The organism is Brevundimonas sp., from assembly GCF_019636155.1.
Taxonomy (GTDB): domain Bacteria; phylum Pseudomonadota; class Alphaproteobacteria; order Caulobacterales; family Caulobacteraceae; genus Brevundimonas.
The window spans coordinates 1-15,672 of the sequence record NZ_JAHBYB010000018.1 but is presented as its reverse complement, the minus strand read 5'-3'; the positions used below and the strand labels follow the sequence as shown (position 1 = coordinate 15,672).

Sequence of the window (15,672 nt, the reverse complement as noted above, 5' to 3'; positions counted from 1 at the left end):
CTCCATCTTCGGGTTCCAGCGGTGGGTCTGGTGGCCGAAGTGAGCCCCCGCTTCCAGCAGGGTGCGCATCGAGAATTCAGGCAGAGCCATGATCGTTCAGTCCTTTTTCCGATCAACCTAGCGCGGGCGATTAAAGGACCTGTCGGTCCCTCGGAACGGAGCGGACGGGGATGTCTCCCCCGAACGCGCCACGCCCGCGTGCGAAATGCGCGCGGCTTCTAGGCGGAAAACGGCCTGAACGCAAGCGTCGCCGCGTCAGCGGGCGAAATAGGGATGCCGAACCTCGTCGCCCGCCCTGGCCCCGATTTCCTGGGCCCGGCCGCCGCGCAGCTCCACCACCCCCTTGGCCGCCCCTTGCGAAGGCAGCAGGGCGTCGGAGTTGGGCGCCGCATTGTGCACGATCGAAACGATGCGGCCGTCCTCGCCGACATAGACGATGTCCAGCGGGTTGGGCGTGTTGTGCATCCAGAAGCTGCGCGGCTCGGCCGGTTCGCCGGGCCATTCGAACAACATGCCGCGGTCGGCGGCCAGGGCGTCACGATACATCAGGCCGCGCTGGCGTTCCGGCTCCTCGTCGGCGATCTCGACCATGAATTTGTGCTGGCCGGTCGAGGTCACGATGGTCAGGGGCTCCAGCGGCCTTCCGCTGGCGTCGACGGGCGGGTTCTGCGCGCAGGCCGCGCCCGCCAGGGCCGCGAAGGCCAGGCCCGCCAGTACGATCCGTCGATACACCATCATGTCTCGTCCCTCTGTCGGACGAGATCACTCGTCCGCGGTGATTTGCGCCACGACCAGCCCCTTGGGCCCTTCGGCGAACCTGACCCGAACGGCGGCGCCGGGGATCAGGTCGTCAAGGCCGCAGCGACGCAGCGTCTCGATATGCACGAAGATATCGCCGGGCGCATCGTTCCGCACCACGAAACCATAGCCCTTGGTGCGATTGAACCATTTGACGGTGGCGGATTCCAGCGTCCCATCCATGTCCAGAAGCGGCGGACGGGCCACAGGCGCGGGCCGCGCCCCGTTCTGGAACCGGCGCAGCACGGCTGGGGCGGACGGTTCGCCCGGGCCCAGGTCCAGCACCTCGGCCACCTGCCAGCCCTTGGGACGGCGCACGCAGGTGCATTCGATCGGCGCGCCCTCGTCGGCGGTATCGCGGCCGCTGTCGCGCAGGCTGCTGATGTGCAGCAGAACGTCCTTGAGTTCGGTCAGAACGGGGTCGTCGGGCACGATGAAGCCGTAGCCCTTGCCTGGATCAAACCACTTGACCCGCCCGGCGATGCGGACCGTGTCCGGCGCCTGGGCCCCCTCGAATTCTGACAACGTCTAAGCCCCCAGCCCGCGAATGGTGACGGACCAATGTTCAGCTTAACACGGTTCGATGAAGGCTGGAAAAGCCCCAAATGGAAAAATATTGCGACAAACGACGCCTGTGTGCGGTGAAACGCACAGGTCTGCCCGTCCGGTCGATTTTGGGGGGAGGCCCCGCGTGGCAGTCCCTAGGGGAATCGAACCCCTCTTTTCAGGTTGAAAACCTGACGTCCTAACCGATAGACGAAGGGACCGCTGCGCGGGGAGCCGGCGATATAGCCGCCGATTCCGAGGCGCGCAAGCCCTTCGAAACGCCCTCACAGAACCTAGGCCATCCGCGGATCGGCGGCGTCCTCGATCTCCAGCTGGACCCCGCGCCGGCCGTTCCAGTCGTCGGCCTTCAGCCGCCCGGCGATCTTCAACCCGCCCTGCCCCGCCAGCAGGGCCTGCCCCAGCGGCAGGTCCGCGCAACGCCAGGCGACGGCCCGGATCGAGGCGCCGTCCGCCCCGACCAGCCGGCACCGCACATGGCCGCCGTTCATCGGCTGGGCGTCGCGCGCCTGGACCCCATCCAGGGCGAACAGGGGCTCGGGATTGGCCGGACCGAAGGGCGCCATCCGCTCGAAGGCGTCGAACAGGTCGCGCGTCGCCGCGCCCGGATCGATCAGAATATCCAGCTCCACCCAGTCCTGTCCCGCCGCGACCTGGCTCTCGCCCGCCAGCCGGTCGTTCAGGAAGTCGCGCACCGCCCCGATCCCGTCCGAAGCGACCGTCAGCCCGGCCGCCATGGCGTGACCGCCGCCGGCCAGCAACAGCCCCTCCTCCCAGGCCGCCTGTATCGCCCGGCCCAGGTTGACGCCCGGCTGGGACCGGCCCGAGCCCTTGCCCACGCCGGCGACCGCATCGACGCCGATCACCACCACCGGCTTGCGCCAGCGTTCGCGCAGCCGCCCGGCCACGATGCCCACGACGCCGGGGTGCCAGTCCTCGCCCTCGACCACCACCACGGCCGATCCGTCTTCGTGGGCGCCCGAGGCCTCCACCCGGCGCACCGCCGCCTCGGTGACCGCCGCCTCCACCTCGCGCCGCGCGACGTTCAGGGCGTTCAGTTCGGCCGCCAGACGGGCCGCCTCGGCCGGATCGTCGGTCGACAGCAGCCGGGCCCCCAGGTCCGACCGGCCGATGCGTCCGCCGGCGTTGATCCGGGGGCCCAGGATGAAGCCCGCATGATTGGTCGTCGCCGGCCTGGCCTCGGCGCCCGCCGCCGCCAGCAGGGCCTTCAGCCCCGGATTGCCCCAGGCCGACATGACGCCGAGCCCCAGCCGCGTCAGCGCCCGGTTGAACCCCGTCAGACCCGTCACGTCGCAGACCGCGCCCAGGGCCGCCAGATCCATCCAGGCGCGGATGTCCGGCTCGGCCCGGCCGTCGAACAGGCCGCGCCGCCGCGCCTCGCGGTTCAGGGCCGCCAGCAGCACGAACACCACCCCCGCCGCCGCCAGATTACCCTGGCCCGAGTTGCAGCCCGGCCGGTTGGGATTGACCACCGCCAGGGCCCTGGGCGGCTGTTCCCGCATCAGGTGGTGGTCGATGACCACGACGTTCAGGCCGATGGACGCCGCGTGATCCAGGGCCGCATGGGCCGCCGCGCCGCAGTCGACGGTGACGACCAGGTCCGCCCCCTGCCCCTTCAGCGTGTCGAAGGCCCGGGCGCTGGGGCCGTATCCTTCCGTCAGCCGGTCGGGCACATAGATCGGCAGGTCCGCGCCCATGGCCCGGAACCAGCGCACCAGCAGGGCCGCGCTGGCGGCGCCGTCGACATCATAGTCGGCGAAGACCCAGACCCGCGCCTTGGCCGAAAGCGCGTCCACGATCGCCGCGGCCGCCGCGTCCATGTCCAGAAAGCTGGAGGGGTCGGGAAACAGGGCCTTCAGCGTCGGGGTCAGGAAGTCCGCTCCCTGATCCGCCCCGACCCCGCGCGAGGCCAGGGCCCGCGCCATCGGTTCGTCCAGACCCAGCCCCTGCATGTGCGCCCGCACCACCGCGGCGGCGGCCGGACGCTGCCGCCAGGCCCGGCCGCTCAGCGACCGTTCGACGCCCAGGAAGGCGCCCGAGCCTGAAGGCCCGCCGTCCACGATCAGAGCGGCCGCGTCATGCGGATGCGGCGCACGGTGCGGCTGGCGGAATCCATGATGATGGTATGGGTCGAGACGGCGCCGTCGCGCATCGTCACCCCGTCCAGCATCGCCCCCTTGGTCACCCCCGTGGCGGCGAAGACCGCGTCCTTCGACACCAGTTCGTGCAGGTCGTATTTGCGGTCGAAGTCGGTCACGCCGGTGCGGGTGGCGCGGGCGCGCTCGTCGTCATTGCGGAACACCAGACGCCCCTGGAAGAAGCCGCCGACGCATTTCAGCGCGGCCGCCGCCAGCACGCCTTCCGGCGCCCCGCCCTGGCCCAGATACAGGTCGATGCCCGTGTGCGGCTCGGCCGTGTGGATCACGCCCGCCACGTCGCCGTCGGTGATCAGCATGACCCGCGCCCCGACCTGACGCAGGGCGGCGATCAGTTCGGCGTGGCGCGGCCGGTCCATGACGCAGACGGTGATGTCGCGCGTGGCGACGCCCTTGGCCTTGGCCAGGGCCTTCACATTGTCCTGCGGACTCATGTCCAGATCGACCAGACCGGGCGCATAGCCGGGGCCGACCGCGATCTTGTCCATATAGGTGTCGGGCGCGTGCAGCATGCCGCCGCCTTCCGACATGGCCAGCACACATAAGGCGTTGGCCATGGCCTTGGCCGTCAGGGTGGTGCCTTCCAGGGGGTCCAGGGCGATGTCGATGGCGGGACCTTGGCCTGTTCCGACCTTCTCGCCGATATATAGCATGGGCGCCTCGTCGCGCTCTCCCTCGCCGATCACGATCTTGCCGTCGATGGCCAGGGCGTTCAGGGCGTTGCGCATGGCGTCGACCGCCAGCTGGTCGGCGTGCTTCTCGTCGCCACGGCCGATCTGGGCCCAGCTGGCGATGGCGGCCAGTTCGGTCACGCGCGCGGCGTCGAAGGCCAGGGTCGAGATGGTCATGCGTTCAGGCTCCTGAAGGTTCGACATCCGGCGCGGGGGCCGGCGGCGGTCATGGACGCGGCAGGGGCGCGCGGGGAATCGGCGGCGGGGCCACGGCCCGTTCGCGCAGGCGTTCGGCCAGTGCCTCGATCTCTTCCTGGGTCCGCGCCGCCGCGGGCGAGACCGGGACGGCGCTCACCCGCTGGGCCACGGTGGCGGCGAACCCTTCGGGATCGGACAGAAGCCAGTCGATCCGCGACGCCTCGCCATTGGCCGCCGCGCCCGAGATCTTCAGCGTATTGACCGCCAGCGCCACCTGGGCCGGCGTCAGCGCATCGGTCGAGGCGGTCGGGAAATCGGCCCAGCGCGGATAGGCCCGATGCGCCGCCACGGTCCGCCCGATCTCGGGCGCCAGAGGCGACTGGGCGTCGGTCTCGGCCGCCAGGGCGCCCGCACAGCCGGTCAGCCCCATCAGGGCGACGCCGACGGCCAGGCGGCCGGCCGTCATCTTTTTCGGGTGCCACGCGTTCATTTCAGGCCCGGTCATATGCCATGATCGTTCCGGGCGAAAGCCGCCCGCACCGGAGGATCGCCCATGGCCAAGCGCCCGACGACCGCTTCAGACGCCGACGCCCCGCGCGCGCCGCGCAAACCCGGTCGCCCGACCTCGGCCAAGCCGCCGCGCCCGCGTGCCGCCAAACCTGTTCCGCCCCCCGAACCGGCGCCCCAGCCGGCCGCTCCATCGCCGGGCGCATCCGATTCGGCGTCCGGATTCGCCGAGCAGCAGGCCCTGATCGAGACCCTGTCGATGAACCTGGCCAAGGCGGCCATGACCGCCCAGGCCGCGATCGCCGAGGCCGCCCTGAGCCAGGCCGACCGCCCGGCGGCTCTGTCGCCCGACCCCTTCAACGTCGCCCCGGCCATGACGGCGGTGATGAGCAGTCTGGCCGCCCGGCCCGACAAGCTGTTCGCCGCCCAGGCCGATCTGTTCAACCGCTATATGGACCTGTGGGCCTCCAGCGCCCGCGTCGCCGCCGGCGAGCCCGCGCCCCCTGCCCCGGCCGACAAGCGGTTCAAGGATCCGGCCTGGTCCGAAAACCCCATGTTCGACGTCATGCGGCGGTCCTATCTGGCGACCTCGGACTGGATGAACGGCCTGGTCGCCTCGGCCGAGGATGTCGATCCCATGGTCCGGCGCCGGGCCGAGTTCTTCACCAAGCTGCTGACCGACGCCTTTTCGCCCTCCAACTTCCTGGCCTCCAACCCGGCGGCGCTGAAGGCCCTGGCCGAGACGAATGGGGAAAGCCTGGTCAAGGGGATGCAGAATTTCGCCGCCGATCTGGAACGCGGCGGCGGCAAGTTGAAGATCAGCCAGGCTGACTACGGCCGCTTCAAGGTCGGCGAGAACGTCGCCACGGCGCCGGGCCAGGTCGTCTGGCGCGACGAACTGTTCGAACTGATCCAGTACGACGCCGCAACCGAGAAACAGCGGGCCGTCCCCCTGCTGATCTTCCCGCCATGGATCAACAAATTCTACATCCTGGACCTGCAGCCCGAGAACTCGATGATCCGCTGGCTCTCGGCCCAGGGGTTCACCGTCTTCGTCTGTTCCTGGGTCAATCCCGACGTCGACAAGGCCGGGTTCGGCTTCGATGACTATCTGGAAAAGGGAATCTACCGCGCCGTCGAGAAGGCGTTGGAACAGACCCGCGCCGAGCATGTGAACACCGTCGGCTACTGCATCGGCGGCACCCTCTTGGGTGGGGCGCTGGCCCATATGGCGGCCGGCGGCGACGCGCGGGTGTCGGCCACCACCTTCTTCGCGGCCCAGCACGACTTCGCCCAGGCCGGCGACCTGCTGCTGTTCACCGACGAGCACTGGCTGAACGAGATCGAGCAGCAGATGGACAAGGCCGGCGGCGTCCTGCCCGGCGCCGCCATGGCCGACACCTTCAACGCCCTGCGCGCCAACGACCTGATCTGGTCCTTCTTCATTTCCAACTATCTGATGGGCAAGGCGCCGCCGGCCTTCGACCTGCTGTTCTGGAACGCGGACCAGACGCGGATGCCCAAGCGGCTGCACATGGACTATCTGCGCTCCATGTACGGCCGCAACGCCCTGGCACAGGGCGTCTTCCAGATGGGCGGGCAGACCATCGACCTGTCCCAGGTCCGCATCCCCCTGTATTTCCAGGCCAGCCGCGAGGATCATATCGCGCCGATGAACTCGGTCTATCGCTCGGCGCGCGCCTTCCGGAACGCCGATGTGACCCTGACCCTGGCCGGGTCGGGCCATATCGCCGGGGTGGTCAACGCCCCGGCGGCCAACAAATACCAGCACTGGACCAACCCCGCCCTGCCCGAGACCCTGGCCGAATGGCGGGCCGGGGCGGTCGAGCATCCGGGCAGCTGGTGGCCGCATTGGGCGCAATGGCTGCATGAACGATCCGGCGACTGGGTTCCGGCGCGCGATCCGGCTAAGGGTCGGCTGACGCCCATCGAGCCGGCCCCCGGCGCCTATGTGAAGGTGAAGTCTTGAAACTGGACGCCAACGCCCTGCTGGCCGTGACCACGGTCCTGGCCCTGACCCTGATCGTGACCGTGGCCTGCGCCCTGGGCCCGGACGGCGTCGCGCCCAAATACATCGGCGCGGCCGCCATGAGCGTGTTCGGCTTCCTGTTCCTCAACCGGCTCTGGATGATCAGCCGCAAGCGCAAGCCCAAGGCCCTGATCCAGCCGGACCAGCCGGTCACCCTGATCATGGCCATGACCTTCCCCCTGGCCATGGTTCTGTCGGCCGCCCTGCCGCTTATCGCGCCCAACGGCGACTACGGCATCATGATCATCATGGCCGGCGTCTTCACCGGCCTGGCCATCCAGTCGGCCGCCGCGGCGCGGATGGCGGCGCGAGGCTGACTTGTCGTTTGATCCGGTCGGGCAAGCCCTGTAGGACACCCGCCGGCCATGTCGGGGCGTAGCGCAGCCTGGTAGCGCATCTGCTTTGGGAGCAGAGGGTCGCAGGTTCGAATCCTGCCGCCCCGACCAATCGGCCGTCAGAAATCCCGCCCGTTCACCCGCTTGGCGTCCCAGCTCCAGGGTTCGATGTCGGTCAGGGTGCGGACGTTGATCGCCACCGTCTCGCTGCCGTCGGGCATCGTCCCGTAGGCGAAGGGCTGGACCCCGCAGGTGGGACAGAACTGGTGCGCGATCTTGTGGGCGTGGAACCGGTATTCCGTCGTCGGCCCATCCCGGGTCAGTCGGAAGGCCGACCGCGGCGCGAAGGCCAGAACAAACCCCTTTCTCAGGCAGTGGCTGCAGTTGCATTCCGCCAGTCCGTCCAGGCCGGTCTCGACCTCATAGGCCACGGCGCCGCAATGGCACGATCCGGCGTGGGTTTTCGTCTCGCTCATCAGGCGTCCTCCAGAAGCACCACCCCCGGCGCGGATTTCAACGCCCCGCGCAGGGCGCCGTCCAGCCGATAGCGGCCCGGCAGTTTCAGCTCGACCTCGCGCCGCCCGTCCAGGGAGGCGACCAGGGAGATCTCGCCGCCGCGCCCCTCGGTTCCCCTGGCCCGCTCCAGCCGCGCCTTCAGAGCCTCGACATCCGCCGACCGCGCCGAGACATGGACCCGCAGTTCGGCCGCGGCATCGTCCAGCATGGCGTCCATCGGCTTGGCGTCGTCGCCAAAGAAGCGCACCTCTCCGTCCGCCGCCTTGGCCCGCACCCGGACCATGACCGAGGCGCCCGGCTCCAGCACCTCGCGGCAGCGGCGCAACTGTTCGGGCGGGAACAGGCATTCGAACTCGCCGGTCGGGTCCGAGAAGGTGACGAAGGCGAATTTCTCGCCCGTGCGCTGGCTCGCCCGCTCCTGGCGCCGGCGCACGACGCCGGCCATCTGGAAGGCCTCGTGCCCCGCCTCGGCCAGGGCTGTTGCCTCGGCCACGAAGGTCACCCGCTTGCGTTTCAACGCGGGCGTCAGGTCCTCCAGCGGGTGACCCGACAGATAGAAGCCGATGGCGGCCAACTCCTCGTCCAGCCGGTCGGGACCGATCCAAGGCTCGACCGGTTTCAGGCGCGGGCGGGCGGCGTGGGCCTGGTCGCCGCCGAACAGATTGACCTGGGCGCTGGCCCGCTCGGCCGCCACGCTCTGGCAATAGGCCATCAGGACATCTGCCTGTTCGACGATCTGGCGCCGGTTGGGATGGATGGCGTCGAACGCCCCCGCCCGCGCCAGGTTCTCCAGCGCCCGCTTGTTGACCGCGCGCGGATCGACCCGCTCCAGGAAGTCGAAGATGTCGGTGAACCGCCCGCCGGACTCGCGCACCTCCACCACATGTTTCATCGCCTCCAGCCCGACGTTGCGGATGGCCCCCAGGGCGTAGAGCACCGCGCCCTCCCCCTCCGTCCAGGCCACGTCGAAGTCGGCGGACGAAGCGTTCACGTCCGGCGCCCGCACCGCCACGCCGAACCGGCGGCAGTCCTGATAGAAGACGGCCAGCTTGTCGGTGTTCGACAGGTCCAGGCTCATGGACGCGGCCATGAACTCGACCGGATGGGTCGCCTTCAGCCAGCCGGTCTGGAAGGAAATCAGCGCATAGGCCGCCGCGTGCGACTTGTTGAAGCCATAGCCCGCGAACTTGGCCACCAGGTCGAAGATGCCGCCGGACTGGGCCTCGGGCACGCCCTTTTCCAAGGCGCCCTTGATGAAGCGCGCCCGCTGGAAATCCATCTCCTCCTTCTTTTTCTTGCCCATGGCCCGGCGCAGAAGGTCGGCCTCGCCCAGGCTGTAGCCCGCCAGGATCTGGGCGATCTTCATCACCTGCTCCTGGTAGATGATGACGCCATAGGTCTCGGTCAGCACCTCGGTCAGGCTGGGGTGCAGGTAATCGACCTCGGCCCGGCCGAATTTGCGGTCGATATAGGTGTCGATCATCTCCATCGGCCCGGGCCGATATAGCGAGATCAGGGCGGTGATCTCCTCGATGGAGCCGCAGCGCATCTTGCGCAGGGTGTCGCGCATGCCCTGGGATTCCAGCTGGAACACCCCGACCGTCTGGCCCGAGGCCATCAGCTCATAGGTCGCCGGATCGTCAAGCGGCAGGCCGTTCCAGTCGGGCGCCGCGCCCCGCCGTTCCAGATACTGACGCGCCCGGTCCAGCACGGTCAGGGTCTTCAGCCCCAGGAAGTCGAACTTCACCAGGCCCGCCGGCTCGACCCATTTCATGTTGAACTGGGTGGCGGGGATGTCGGACCGCGGGTCCTGATACAGCGGCGTCAGTTCGACCAGCGGCCGGTCGCCGATGACGATGCCCGCCGCGTGGGTCGAGGCGTTGCGATACAGCCCCTCAAGCTCCAGCGCCGTCTCCAGCAGGTTCTTGACCGAGGCTTCGGCGTCACGCGCTTCCTGCAGGCGCGGCTCGATCTCGATGGCCTGGGCCAGGGTGGTGGGGTTGGCCGGATTGTTCGGCACCATCTTGGCCAGGCGGTCCACCTGGCCCAGCGGCAGTTGCAGCACCCGGCCGACGTCGCGCAGCACGGCCCGCGCCTGAAGCGTGCCGAAGGTGATGATCTGGGCCACCCGGTCCTTGCCGTAGTGGTCCTGGACATAGGCGATCACCTCCTCCCGCCGCTCCTGGCAGAAGTCGATGTCGAAGTCCGGCATGGACACGCGCTCGGGGTTCAGGAACCGCTCGAACAGCAGGCCGAACCGAAGCGGGTCCAGATCGGTGATGGTCAGGGCCCAGGCGACCAGCGACCCCGCGCCCGAACCCCGGCCCGGCCCCACCGGAATCCCGTGCGACTTGGCCCATTTGATGAAGTCCGACACGATCAGGAAATAGCCGGGGAATCCCATCTGCTGGATGATGGAGACTTCCCAGTCCAGCCGGGCCCAATAGTCCGCTTCCGGCGCGGCGGGCGTGATCTGGCCCAGGCGCGCCTTCAGTCCCTCGCGCGCCTGGTGCGCCAGTTCGTCGTCCTCGGACCGCCCCGCGCCGGTGTCGAACCGCGGCAGGATCGGCGCCCGCGTCTGCACCAGGAAGGCGCAGCGGCGGGCGATGTCGATGGTGTTGTCGCAGGCCTCGGGCAGGTCGGCGAACAGGCTTCGCATCTGGTCCGCCGGCTTGAACCAGTGCTGGTCCGTCACCCGGCGCCGGTCGTCCTGGCCGATGAAGGCTCCGTCGGCGATACACAGAAGGGCGTCGTGCGACCGCGCCTGTCCGGCCTTGGCGTAATAGACGTCGTTGGTGGCGACCAGGGGCGCGTCATTGGCGTAGGCCCATTCGACCAGCCCGCGCTCGGCCGCCTCTTCGTCCCGCGTTCCATGCCGTTGCAGCTCGACATAGAAACGGTCGCCGAAGGCCGCCTTCATGGCCTGGAGCGCCTGCGCCCCCTCCCCGGCCTTGCCCTGCACGAACAGGGGATCGACCGGCCCGTCCGGCCCGCCCGACAGCAGGATCAGGCCCTCGGATCGCGCCACGACCTGGTCCCAGGGCACGCCCGGCTCGTCCATGTCGCCCGCGTCCAGATAGGCCGAGGACGACAGGGCGCACAGGTTCAGCCAGCCGGCCTCGTTCTGGACGATCAGCACCACGGTCGGCGCCCGCGCCCATCGCGGCGCCGGACGCCCGCCGATGCCGATCACCGGCAGGGCGCAGGCGATGATCGGCTGAACCCCCGCGTCGCGCGCCGCCTGGCTGAACTCCAGGGCGCCGAACAGGTTGGCGCGGTCCGCCACCCCCACCGCCGGCATGCCGTTGTCGGCCGCCATCCGCCCGACCTTGCCCGCCTTGATCGCGCCTTCCAGCAGGGAATAGGCGCTGCGGACGCGCAGATGGACAAAGCCTGTGTCAGCACCGTCGGTGATGGCCCGCTCTCCCTCGGCAGGCCGAAAACGACTCATTGCGCCAGCAGCGCCGCCTGCCACACCATCCAGACAAAGCCGCCGCACGACGCAAGCGACAGCAGGTCCCTAACCCAACGCGACATGGCCTTATCCCCAATTTCGTGTTCCGGGAATGTTCTATGTTCTTTTTATGTTCCCATCAAGCCCTATGTCGAAGGGGGCAGGAAACCGATCCGCGAAAGGGCGGCGACAAGCGCGGCGGTATTGGGCGACTGGGTCTTCCGCAGCAGGCTGGCGCGGAAGAAATCGACCGTTCTCGGACTGAGATTCAGCTCCTGAGCCACCTGTTTGGTGGTGAGCCCGCTGACGATGCGTTCGGCGACCTGTCGTTCGCGACGGGTAAAGGTCAGGACGTCAGAAGTGACCATGGAGGCGAGGACATCATGGCCCCGTCGCACGGCCGCCAGCAGGACTGCTTCCGAAACGGGCTTCTGAAGAACATTGTCGACGCCCAGCCGCATGGCGTCGACGGTCGTCAGCACATCGACATAGGCGCTGAGCAGGATGACGGCGTGCCGTTGAAGCGCGCAGAAGGCGCTGACCAGATCCAGGCCTTCGATGCCAGGTATCTTCAGGTCGACGATGATGCAGGTCGGCTCGGCGTCCGAGGCCCACATCAGGGCGGCCAACGGGTCCGAAAAGGCCGCCACCTGGGCCCCGGAGCTTTCCAGGATCAGGGAGGTCATCCGCAGCAGCGCCGGATCATCATCGATCAGCAGGACATCCTGAGCCATCGGAATCTCGGTCGACCCCGCCCCGTCCAGGCCCTCCGGATCGCCTGCCGACGACAGCGGTTCTCTTTCCTTGGTCGGCTGTATAGGCACGCGACGACTCAACTCCGTTTGCATGACAAATACAGCCCAGGCCGTGTGTGCGAACCTCGTAATCCCACGCAATTGTGTGGTGCATTCGGGACGCTAAAGCGGCGTGATGGCTCTCCCCTTCCGTTCCAGCAGCGATACAGACCGAACGGCGTTGCTTTGCGCGGCGCGTCTGGCGCCCGGTTTGGGAGGTCGCCGTCTGGGCGCCCTGCTCGATGCGACGCGGCGGCTGGCCAGCCTGCAGGGCCTGACATGCGTGGCTGTGGCCATCGACGGCAGGGCGATCTTCGCCTTCGCCGGGCCGCATGATGGGCTTGATCGAATGATTGAGGCCCTGGCCCAGAGCCGGTGGCTGGACGGGCCAACGGTTATTGGCGAGCGACAGGGCCCGCCGCTTTCGGGCCTGATACGGTCGGCGGTTCGTCCCGGCCTGATCCCGCGCGAACAGCGCTGGCTAAGACACGAGATCGACCAGGCCGCGCCGCGCAATCGGCTGGTCTTTGCTCTGCTGGACTGGGCCGTGCTGCGCGATATCGAGGTCGGCCTGATGGGAAGCGACGGCCCCGCGCCCTTCCCTGGCCTGCCCTCGGATCCGCCGGAGCAGAGGCTTCAGTAGGCGTGGCTCTCGGCCGGGCGTTCTTCCAGATGGCCGTCCTTCAGGGCGAAGACCCGGTCCATGTGGCCGGCCAACTCCATGTTGTGGGTGGCGATCAGGGCGGCGACGCCCGTATCGCGCACGCGTCCGCGCAGGGCCTCGAACACCGCCTGGCTGGTGGCCGGGTCCAGGTTGCCGGTCGGTTCGTCCGCCAGAAGCAGGCGCGGACGGTTGGCCAGGGCGCGGGCGATGGCCACACGCTGCTGCTCCCCGCCCGACATCTGGGCCGGCTGGTGGGTCAGCCGCTCGCCCAGGCCCAGGGCGACCAGCAGTTCGGCCGCGCGACCTTGCGCTTCGGCCGCCTTCAGACCCGCGATCCGCAGCGGCAGGGCCACGTTGTCGCGGGCGTCGAACTCGGGCAGCAGGTGGTGGAATTGATAGACGAAACCGACGCTGTTCAGCCGCAGCCGGGTGCGCGCGCCCTCGTCCAGCAGGCCGACATCCTGGCCGTCTATGACGACCTGGCCGGTCGTCGGGCGCTCCAGCAGACCGGCGGCGTGCAGCAGGCTGGACTTGCCCGATCCGGACGGCCCGATCAGGCCGACGATCTCGCCCGGACGAATATCCAGGTCGACGCCCTTCAGCACCGTCAGCCCGCCCTGGGCCGTTTCATAGGTCCGGGTGACGCCGCGCAGGCTGAGAACGGCGCCCTGTGGATGGTTCTGTGGACTATTCAAAGCGCAGCGCCTCCACCGGATCCATCCGCGCCGCCCGCCAGGACGGCAGCAGCGAGGCGACGCACGACATGAACAGCGACCAGACCGTCACCCAGAAGACATCGACCGGATCGACCAGGGCCGGAACGGCGTCCAGCATATAGACGTCGGCGTTGAACAGCTGGACGCCCAGAAGGGCCTCCAGACCATGCTGGATGGCGCCGATGTTCAGGCAGAACAGCAGGCCCAGCGCCAGGCCGGTGAAGGTGCCCGCCGCGCCGATGGCCGCGCCCGAGATGAAGAAGACCCGCAGCATCGAGCCCCGGCTGGCGCCGACGGTGCGCAGGATGGCGATGTCACGCGTCTTGTTCTTAACCAGCATGACGATGCCGGAGATGATGTTCAGGGCGGCGATGGCGACGACCAGGCCCAGGATGATGCTCATCGCCACCTTCTCGACCTTCAGCGCGCCCCAGAAGGCGGCCAGGCGGTTGCGCCAGTCGCTGACCAGGGCGCCGGGGCCGGCGGCCTCGCGGATGGCGGCCAGGTGGCGGTCGACCTGGTCGGGCTGGTCGACCTTGATCTCGACCACGTCCCAGAGCCCCTCCTTGCCGAAGAAGAGCTGGGCCTGCTCCAGCGGCATGAAGATATAGGCGCGGTCGAAGTCGGCGGTGCCCGAGCTGAACAGGCCGCCGACGATATAGGTCTTGGTCAGGCCGCCCAGGTTGCCGAAGGCGCTGTCGGCCCCGGTCGGGGAATAGAGGGTGATGGGCGAGCCGACGCCAATGCCCAGCTGTTCGGCCATGGCCTTGCCGATCAGGACCCGATCGCCGCCATAGGCGCCCTGGCCGAAGGCGCGCCGCGCCTCGGGCGTCAGGCTGTCATAGACGAAGCGGGTCGAGGCCAGGTCCTGGGCCCGCACGCCGCGGACGATGCCGCCCGAGGTCTGGCCGCCAGCCTGGAACAGGGCCTGGCTTTCGACCAGGGGGGTGACGCTGATCACGCCGGGCACGTCGCCGATCCGCTTGAGCGCCGCGTCGCGGTCGGGCGCGTTCAGCACGGCGCCCTGGACATAGACATGGCCGTTGAAGGACAGCAGCCGGCTCATCAGTTCCGCGCGGAAACCGGCCATGATGCTCATGACCACGATCAGGGCCATGACCGCCAGGGCGATGGCGACGTAAGAGATGACGGCGATCAGGGCGATCCCCCCCTCCTTGCGCCGCGCGCGCAGATAACGGAGCGCCAGGCCGAACTCCCACGCCGAGAAAGCGCCGGCGGGCTTGGACGGAGCGGGATGGGTCATGCGTATCCTCCCCATGAAATGGGGAGGTGGATCGGCGGCGCAGCCGCCGAGACGGAGGGGGTCTTTATCTTCGTGTCACGAAGAGCCCCTCCACCGCTTCGCGGTCCCCCTCCCCATGGCATGGGGAGGAGACGATCGGCGCTCATGCGGTCAACCTCGTGATGGCCTCTTCCAGCGGGACCGAGACCTTTTCGCCGGTCGCGCGGCGCTTCAGCTCGACCACGCCGTCGGCCAGGCCCTTGGGGCCGATGGTCAGTTGCCACGGCACGCCGATCAGGTCGGCGGTGGCGAATTTGCCGCCCGGCCGTTCGTCGGTGTCGTCATAGAGAACGTCCTTGCCCAGGGCCTCCAGCCGCGCCACGGCGTCCTCGCAGGCGGCCGAACAGGCTTGGTCATTGGCGCGCAGGTTGATGACGACGACGTCGAACGGGGCCACGGCGTCGGGCCAGATGATGCCGCCCTCGTCGTGGCTGGCCTCGATGATGGCGCCCAGCAGGCGCGACACCCCGACGCCATAACTGCCCATGTGCACCTCGGTGTCGGCGCCGTCGGGGCCGGCCACCCTGGCCTTCATCGGCGCTGAATATTTCGTGCCGAAATAGAAGATGTGCCCCACCTCGATCCCGCGCGCGGTCAGGCGGTCGGCCTCGGCCGTCTGGGCCTCGAAGGCGGCGGCGTCGTGCATTTCCTCGGTCGCGGCGTAAAGGCCGGTGCGGCCGTCGACGATGGACTGCAGATCGTCCCAGTCCACCTCAGCGCCGGGGGCCGGCATCTCGACCAGCTTGCGGTCGCAGAAGACCTGGCTTTCGCCGGTGTCGGCCAGGACGATGAATTCGTGGCTCAGGTCGCCGCCGATGGGGCCGGTGTCGGCGCGCATGGGCACGGCCTTCAGACCCATGCGGGCGAAGGTGTTCAGATAGGCCACGAACATCCGATTGTAGGCCTTGCGCGCCGAGGCCTCGTC

Annotated in this window: 15 protein-coding genes and 2 tRNA genes; 4 read left to right on the top strand and 13 right to left on the bottom strand. The window is 68.8% G+C overall.

Going from position 1 to position 15,672, the window contains the following annotated elements:
- The 7 genes from KF910_RS13420 to KF910_RS13390 form a co-directional block, all read right to left on the bottom strand.
- On the bottom strand, positions 1-90 hold a 90-nt coding region (locus KF910_RS13420; RefSeq protein ID WP_292263724.1), incomplete at its 3' end, for a 30S ribosomal protein S2.
- A gap of 165 nt (positions 91-255) precedes the next feature.
- Entirely contained in the window at positions 256-738 is a 483-nt protein-coding gene (locus KF910_RS13415) for a DUF192 domain-containing protein (RefSeq protein WP_292263719.1), read from the bottom strand.
- Between the two features lie 24 nt (positions 739-762).
- Positions 763-1,323 carry a cold-shock protein gene (locus tag KF910_RS13410; RefSeq protein ID WP_292263716.1) on the bottom strand — a complete coding sequence of 187 codons (561 nt, stop codon included), beginning with the start codon at positions 1,321-1,323 and terminating at the stop codon, positions 763-765.
- Positions 1,324-1,490: 167 nt separating this feature from the next.
- Positions 1,491-1,565: transfer RNA gene (locus tag KF910_RS13405), tRNA-Glu, on the bottom strand.
- A gap of 72 nt (positions 1,566-1,637) precedes the next feature.
- Entirely contained in the window at positions 1,638-3,449 is a 1,812-nt protein-coding gene (gene recJ, locus KF910_RS13400) for a single-stranded-DNA-specific exonuclease RecJ (protein ID WP_416354716.1), read from the bottom strand.
- Positions 3,446-4,387, bottom strand: coding sequence for a class II fructose-bisphosphatase (gene glpX, locus KF910_RS13395; RefSeq protein ID WP_292263713.1), 942 nt, complete (start codon positions 4,385-4,387; stop codon positions 3,446-3,448). The genes recJ and glpX overlap by 4 nt, the downstream gene beginning before the upstream one ends.
- 49 nt (positions 4,388-4,436) lie before the next feature.
- A complete protein-coding gene (locus KF910_RS13390) occupies positions 4,437-4,874 on the bottom strand; it encodes a hypothetical protein (protein WP_292263710.1) in 438 nt (145 codons plus the stop codon).
- Positions 4,875-4,961: 87 nt separating this feature from the next.
- On the opposite strand from KF910_RS13390, the gene phaC reads away from it, so the two are divergent.
- The 3 genes from phaC (at position 4,962) to KF910_RS13375 (ending at position 7,411) form a co-directional block, all read left to right on the top strand.
- Positions 4,962-6,905: a class I poly(R)-hydroxyalkanoic acid synthase gene (gene phaC, locus KF910_RS13385; RefSeq protein WP_292263708.1), complete on the top strand. Its 1,944-nt coding sequence runs from the start codon at positions 4,962-4,964 to the stop codon at positions 6,903-6,905.
- The gene (locus KF910_RS13380; protein WP_292263706.1) at positions 6,902-7,282 is read left to right on the top strand and encodes a hypothetical protein; all 381 of its coding nucleotides are present in this window, start codon (positions 6,902-6,904) and stop codon (positions 7,280-7,282) included. The genes phaC and KF910_RS13380 overlap by 4 nt, the downstream gene beginning before the upstream one ends.
- A 52-nt stretch (positions 7,283-7,334) precedes the next feature.
- A tRNA-Pro gene (locus KF910_RS13375) sits at positions 7,335-7,411 on the top strand.
- A gap of 8 nt (positions 7,412-7,419) precedes the next feature.
- Here KF910_RS13375 and KF910_RS13370 read toward each other — a convergent pair.
- The 3 genes from KF910_RS13370 to KF910_RS13360 form a co-directional block, all read right to left on the bottom strand.
- The gene (locus KF910_RS13370) at positions 7,420-7,776 is read right to left on the bottom strand and encodes a GFA family protein (RefSeq protein WP_292263704.1); all 357 of its coding nucleotides are present in this window, start codon (positions 7,774-7,776) and stop codon (positions 7,420-7,422) included.
- Positions 7,776-11,231 carry a DNA polymerase III subunit alpha gene (gene dnaE / locus KF910_RS13365; RefSeq protein WP_416354715.1) on the bottom strand — a complete coding sequence of 1,152 codons (3,456 nt, stop codon included), beginning with the start codon at positions 11,229-11,231 and terminating at the stop codon, positions 7,776-7,778. The genes KF910_RS13370 and dnaE overlap by 1 nt, the downstream gene beginning before the upstream one ends.
- 185 nt (positions 11,232-11,416) lie before the next feature.
- Positions 11,417-12,004, bottom strand: a complete 588-nt coding sequence (locus KF910_RS13360) for a response regulator transcription factor (RefSeq protein ID WP_292263698.1) — start codon at positions 12,002-12,004, stop codon at positions 11,417-11,419.
- A 271-nt stretch (positions 12,005-12,275) separates the two neighbouring features.
- Here KF910_RS13360 and KF910_RS13355 point away from each other — a divergent pair, with 271 nt between their 5' ends.
- Complete coding sequence (locus KF910_RS13355; RefSeq protein ID WP_292263695.1) at positions 12,276-12,707, top strand: hypothetical protein; 432 nt, start codon at positions 12,276-12,278, stop codon at positions 12,705-12,707.
- On the opposite strand, the gene KF910_RS13350 is transcribed toward KF910_RS13355, so the two are convergent.
- The 3 genes from KF910_RS13350 to KF910_RS13340 form a co-directional block, all read right to left on the bottom strand.
- Complete coding sequence (locus tag KF910_RS13350; RefSeq protein WP_292263692.1) at positions 12,701-13,423, bottom strand: ABC transporter ATP-binding protein; 723 nt, start codon at positions 13,421-13,423, stop codon at positions 12,701-12,703. The two genes, KF910_RS13355 and KF910_RS13350, sit on opposite strands and share 7 nt — an antisense overlap.
- On the bottom strand, positions 13,416-14,708 hold the full coding sequence (locus KF910_RS13345) for a lipoprotein-releasing ABC transporter permease subunit (protein WP_292263690.1): 1,293 nt from the start codon (positions 14,706-14,708) through the stop codon (positions 13,416-13,418). Before KF910_RS13345 ends, KF910_RS13350 begins: the two co-directional genes overlap by 8 nt.
- Before the next feature lie 142 nt (positions 14,709-14,850).
- A partial coding sequence (locus tag KF910_RS13340; protein ID WP_292263687.1) for a His/Gly/Thr/Pro-type tRNA ligase C-terminal domain-containing protein occupies positions 14,851-15,672 on the bottom strand: 822 nt, incomplete at its 5' end.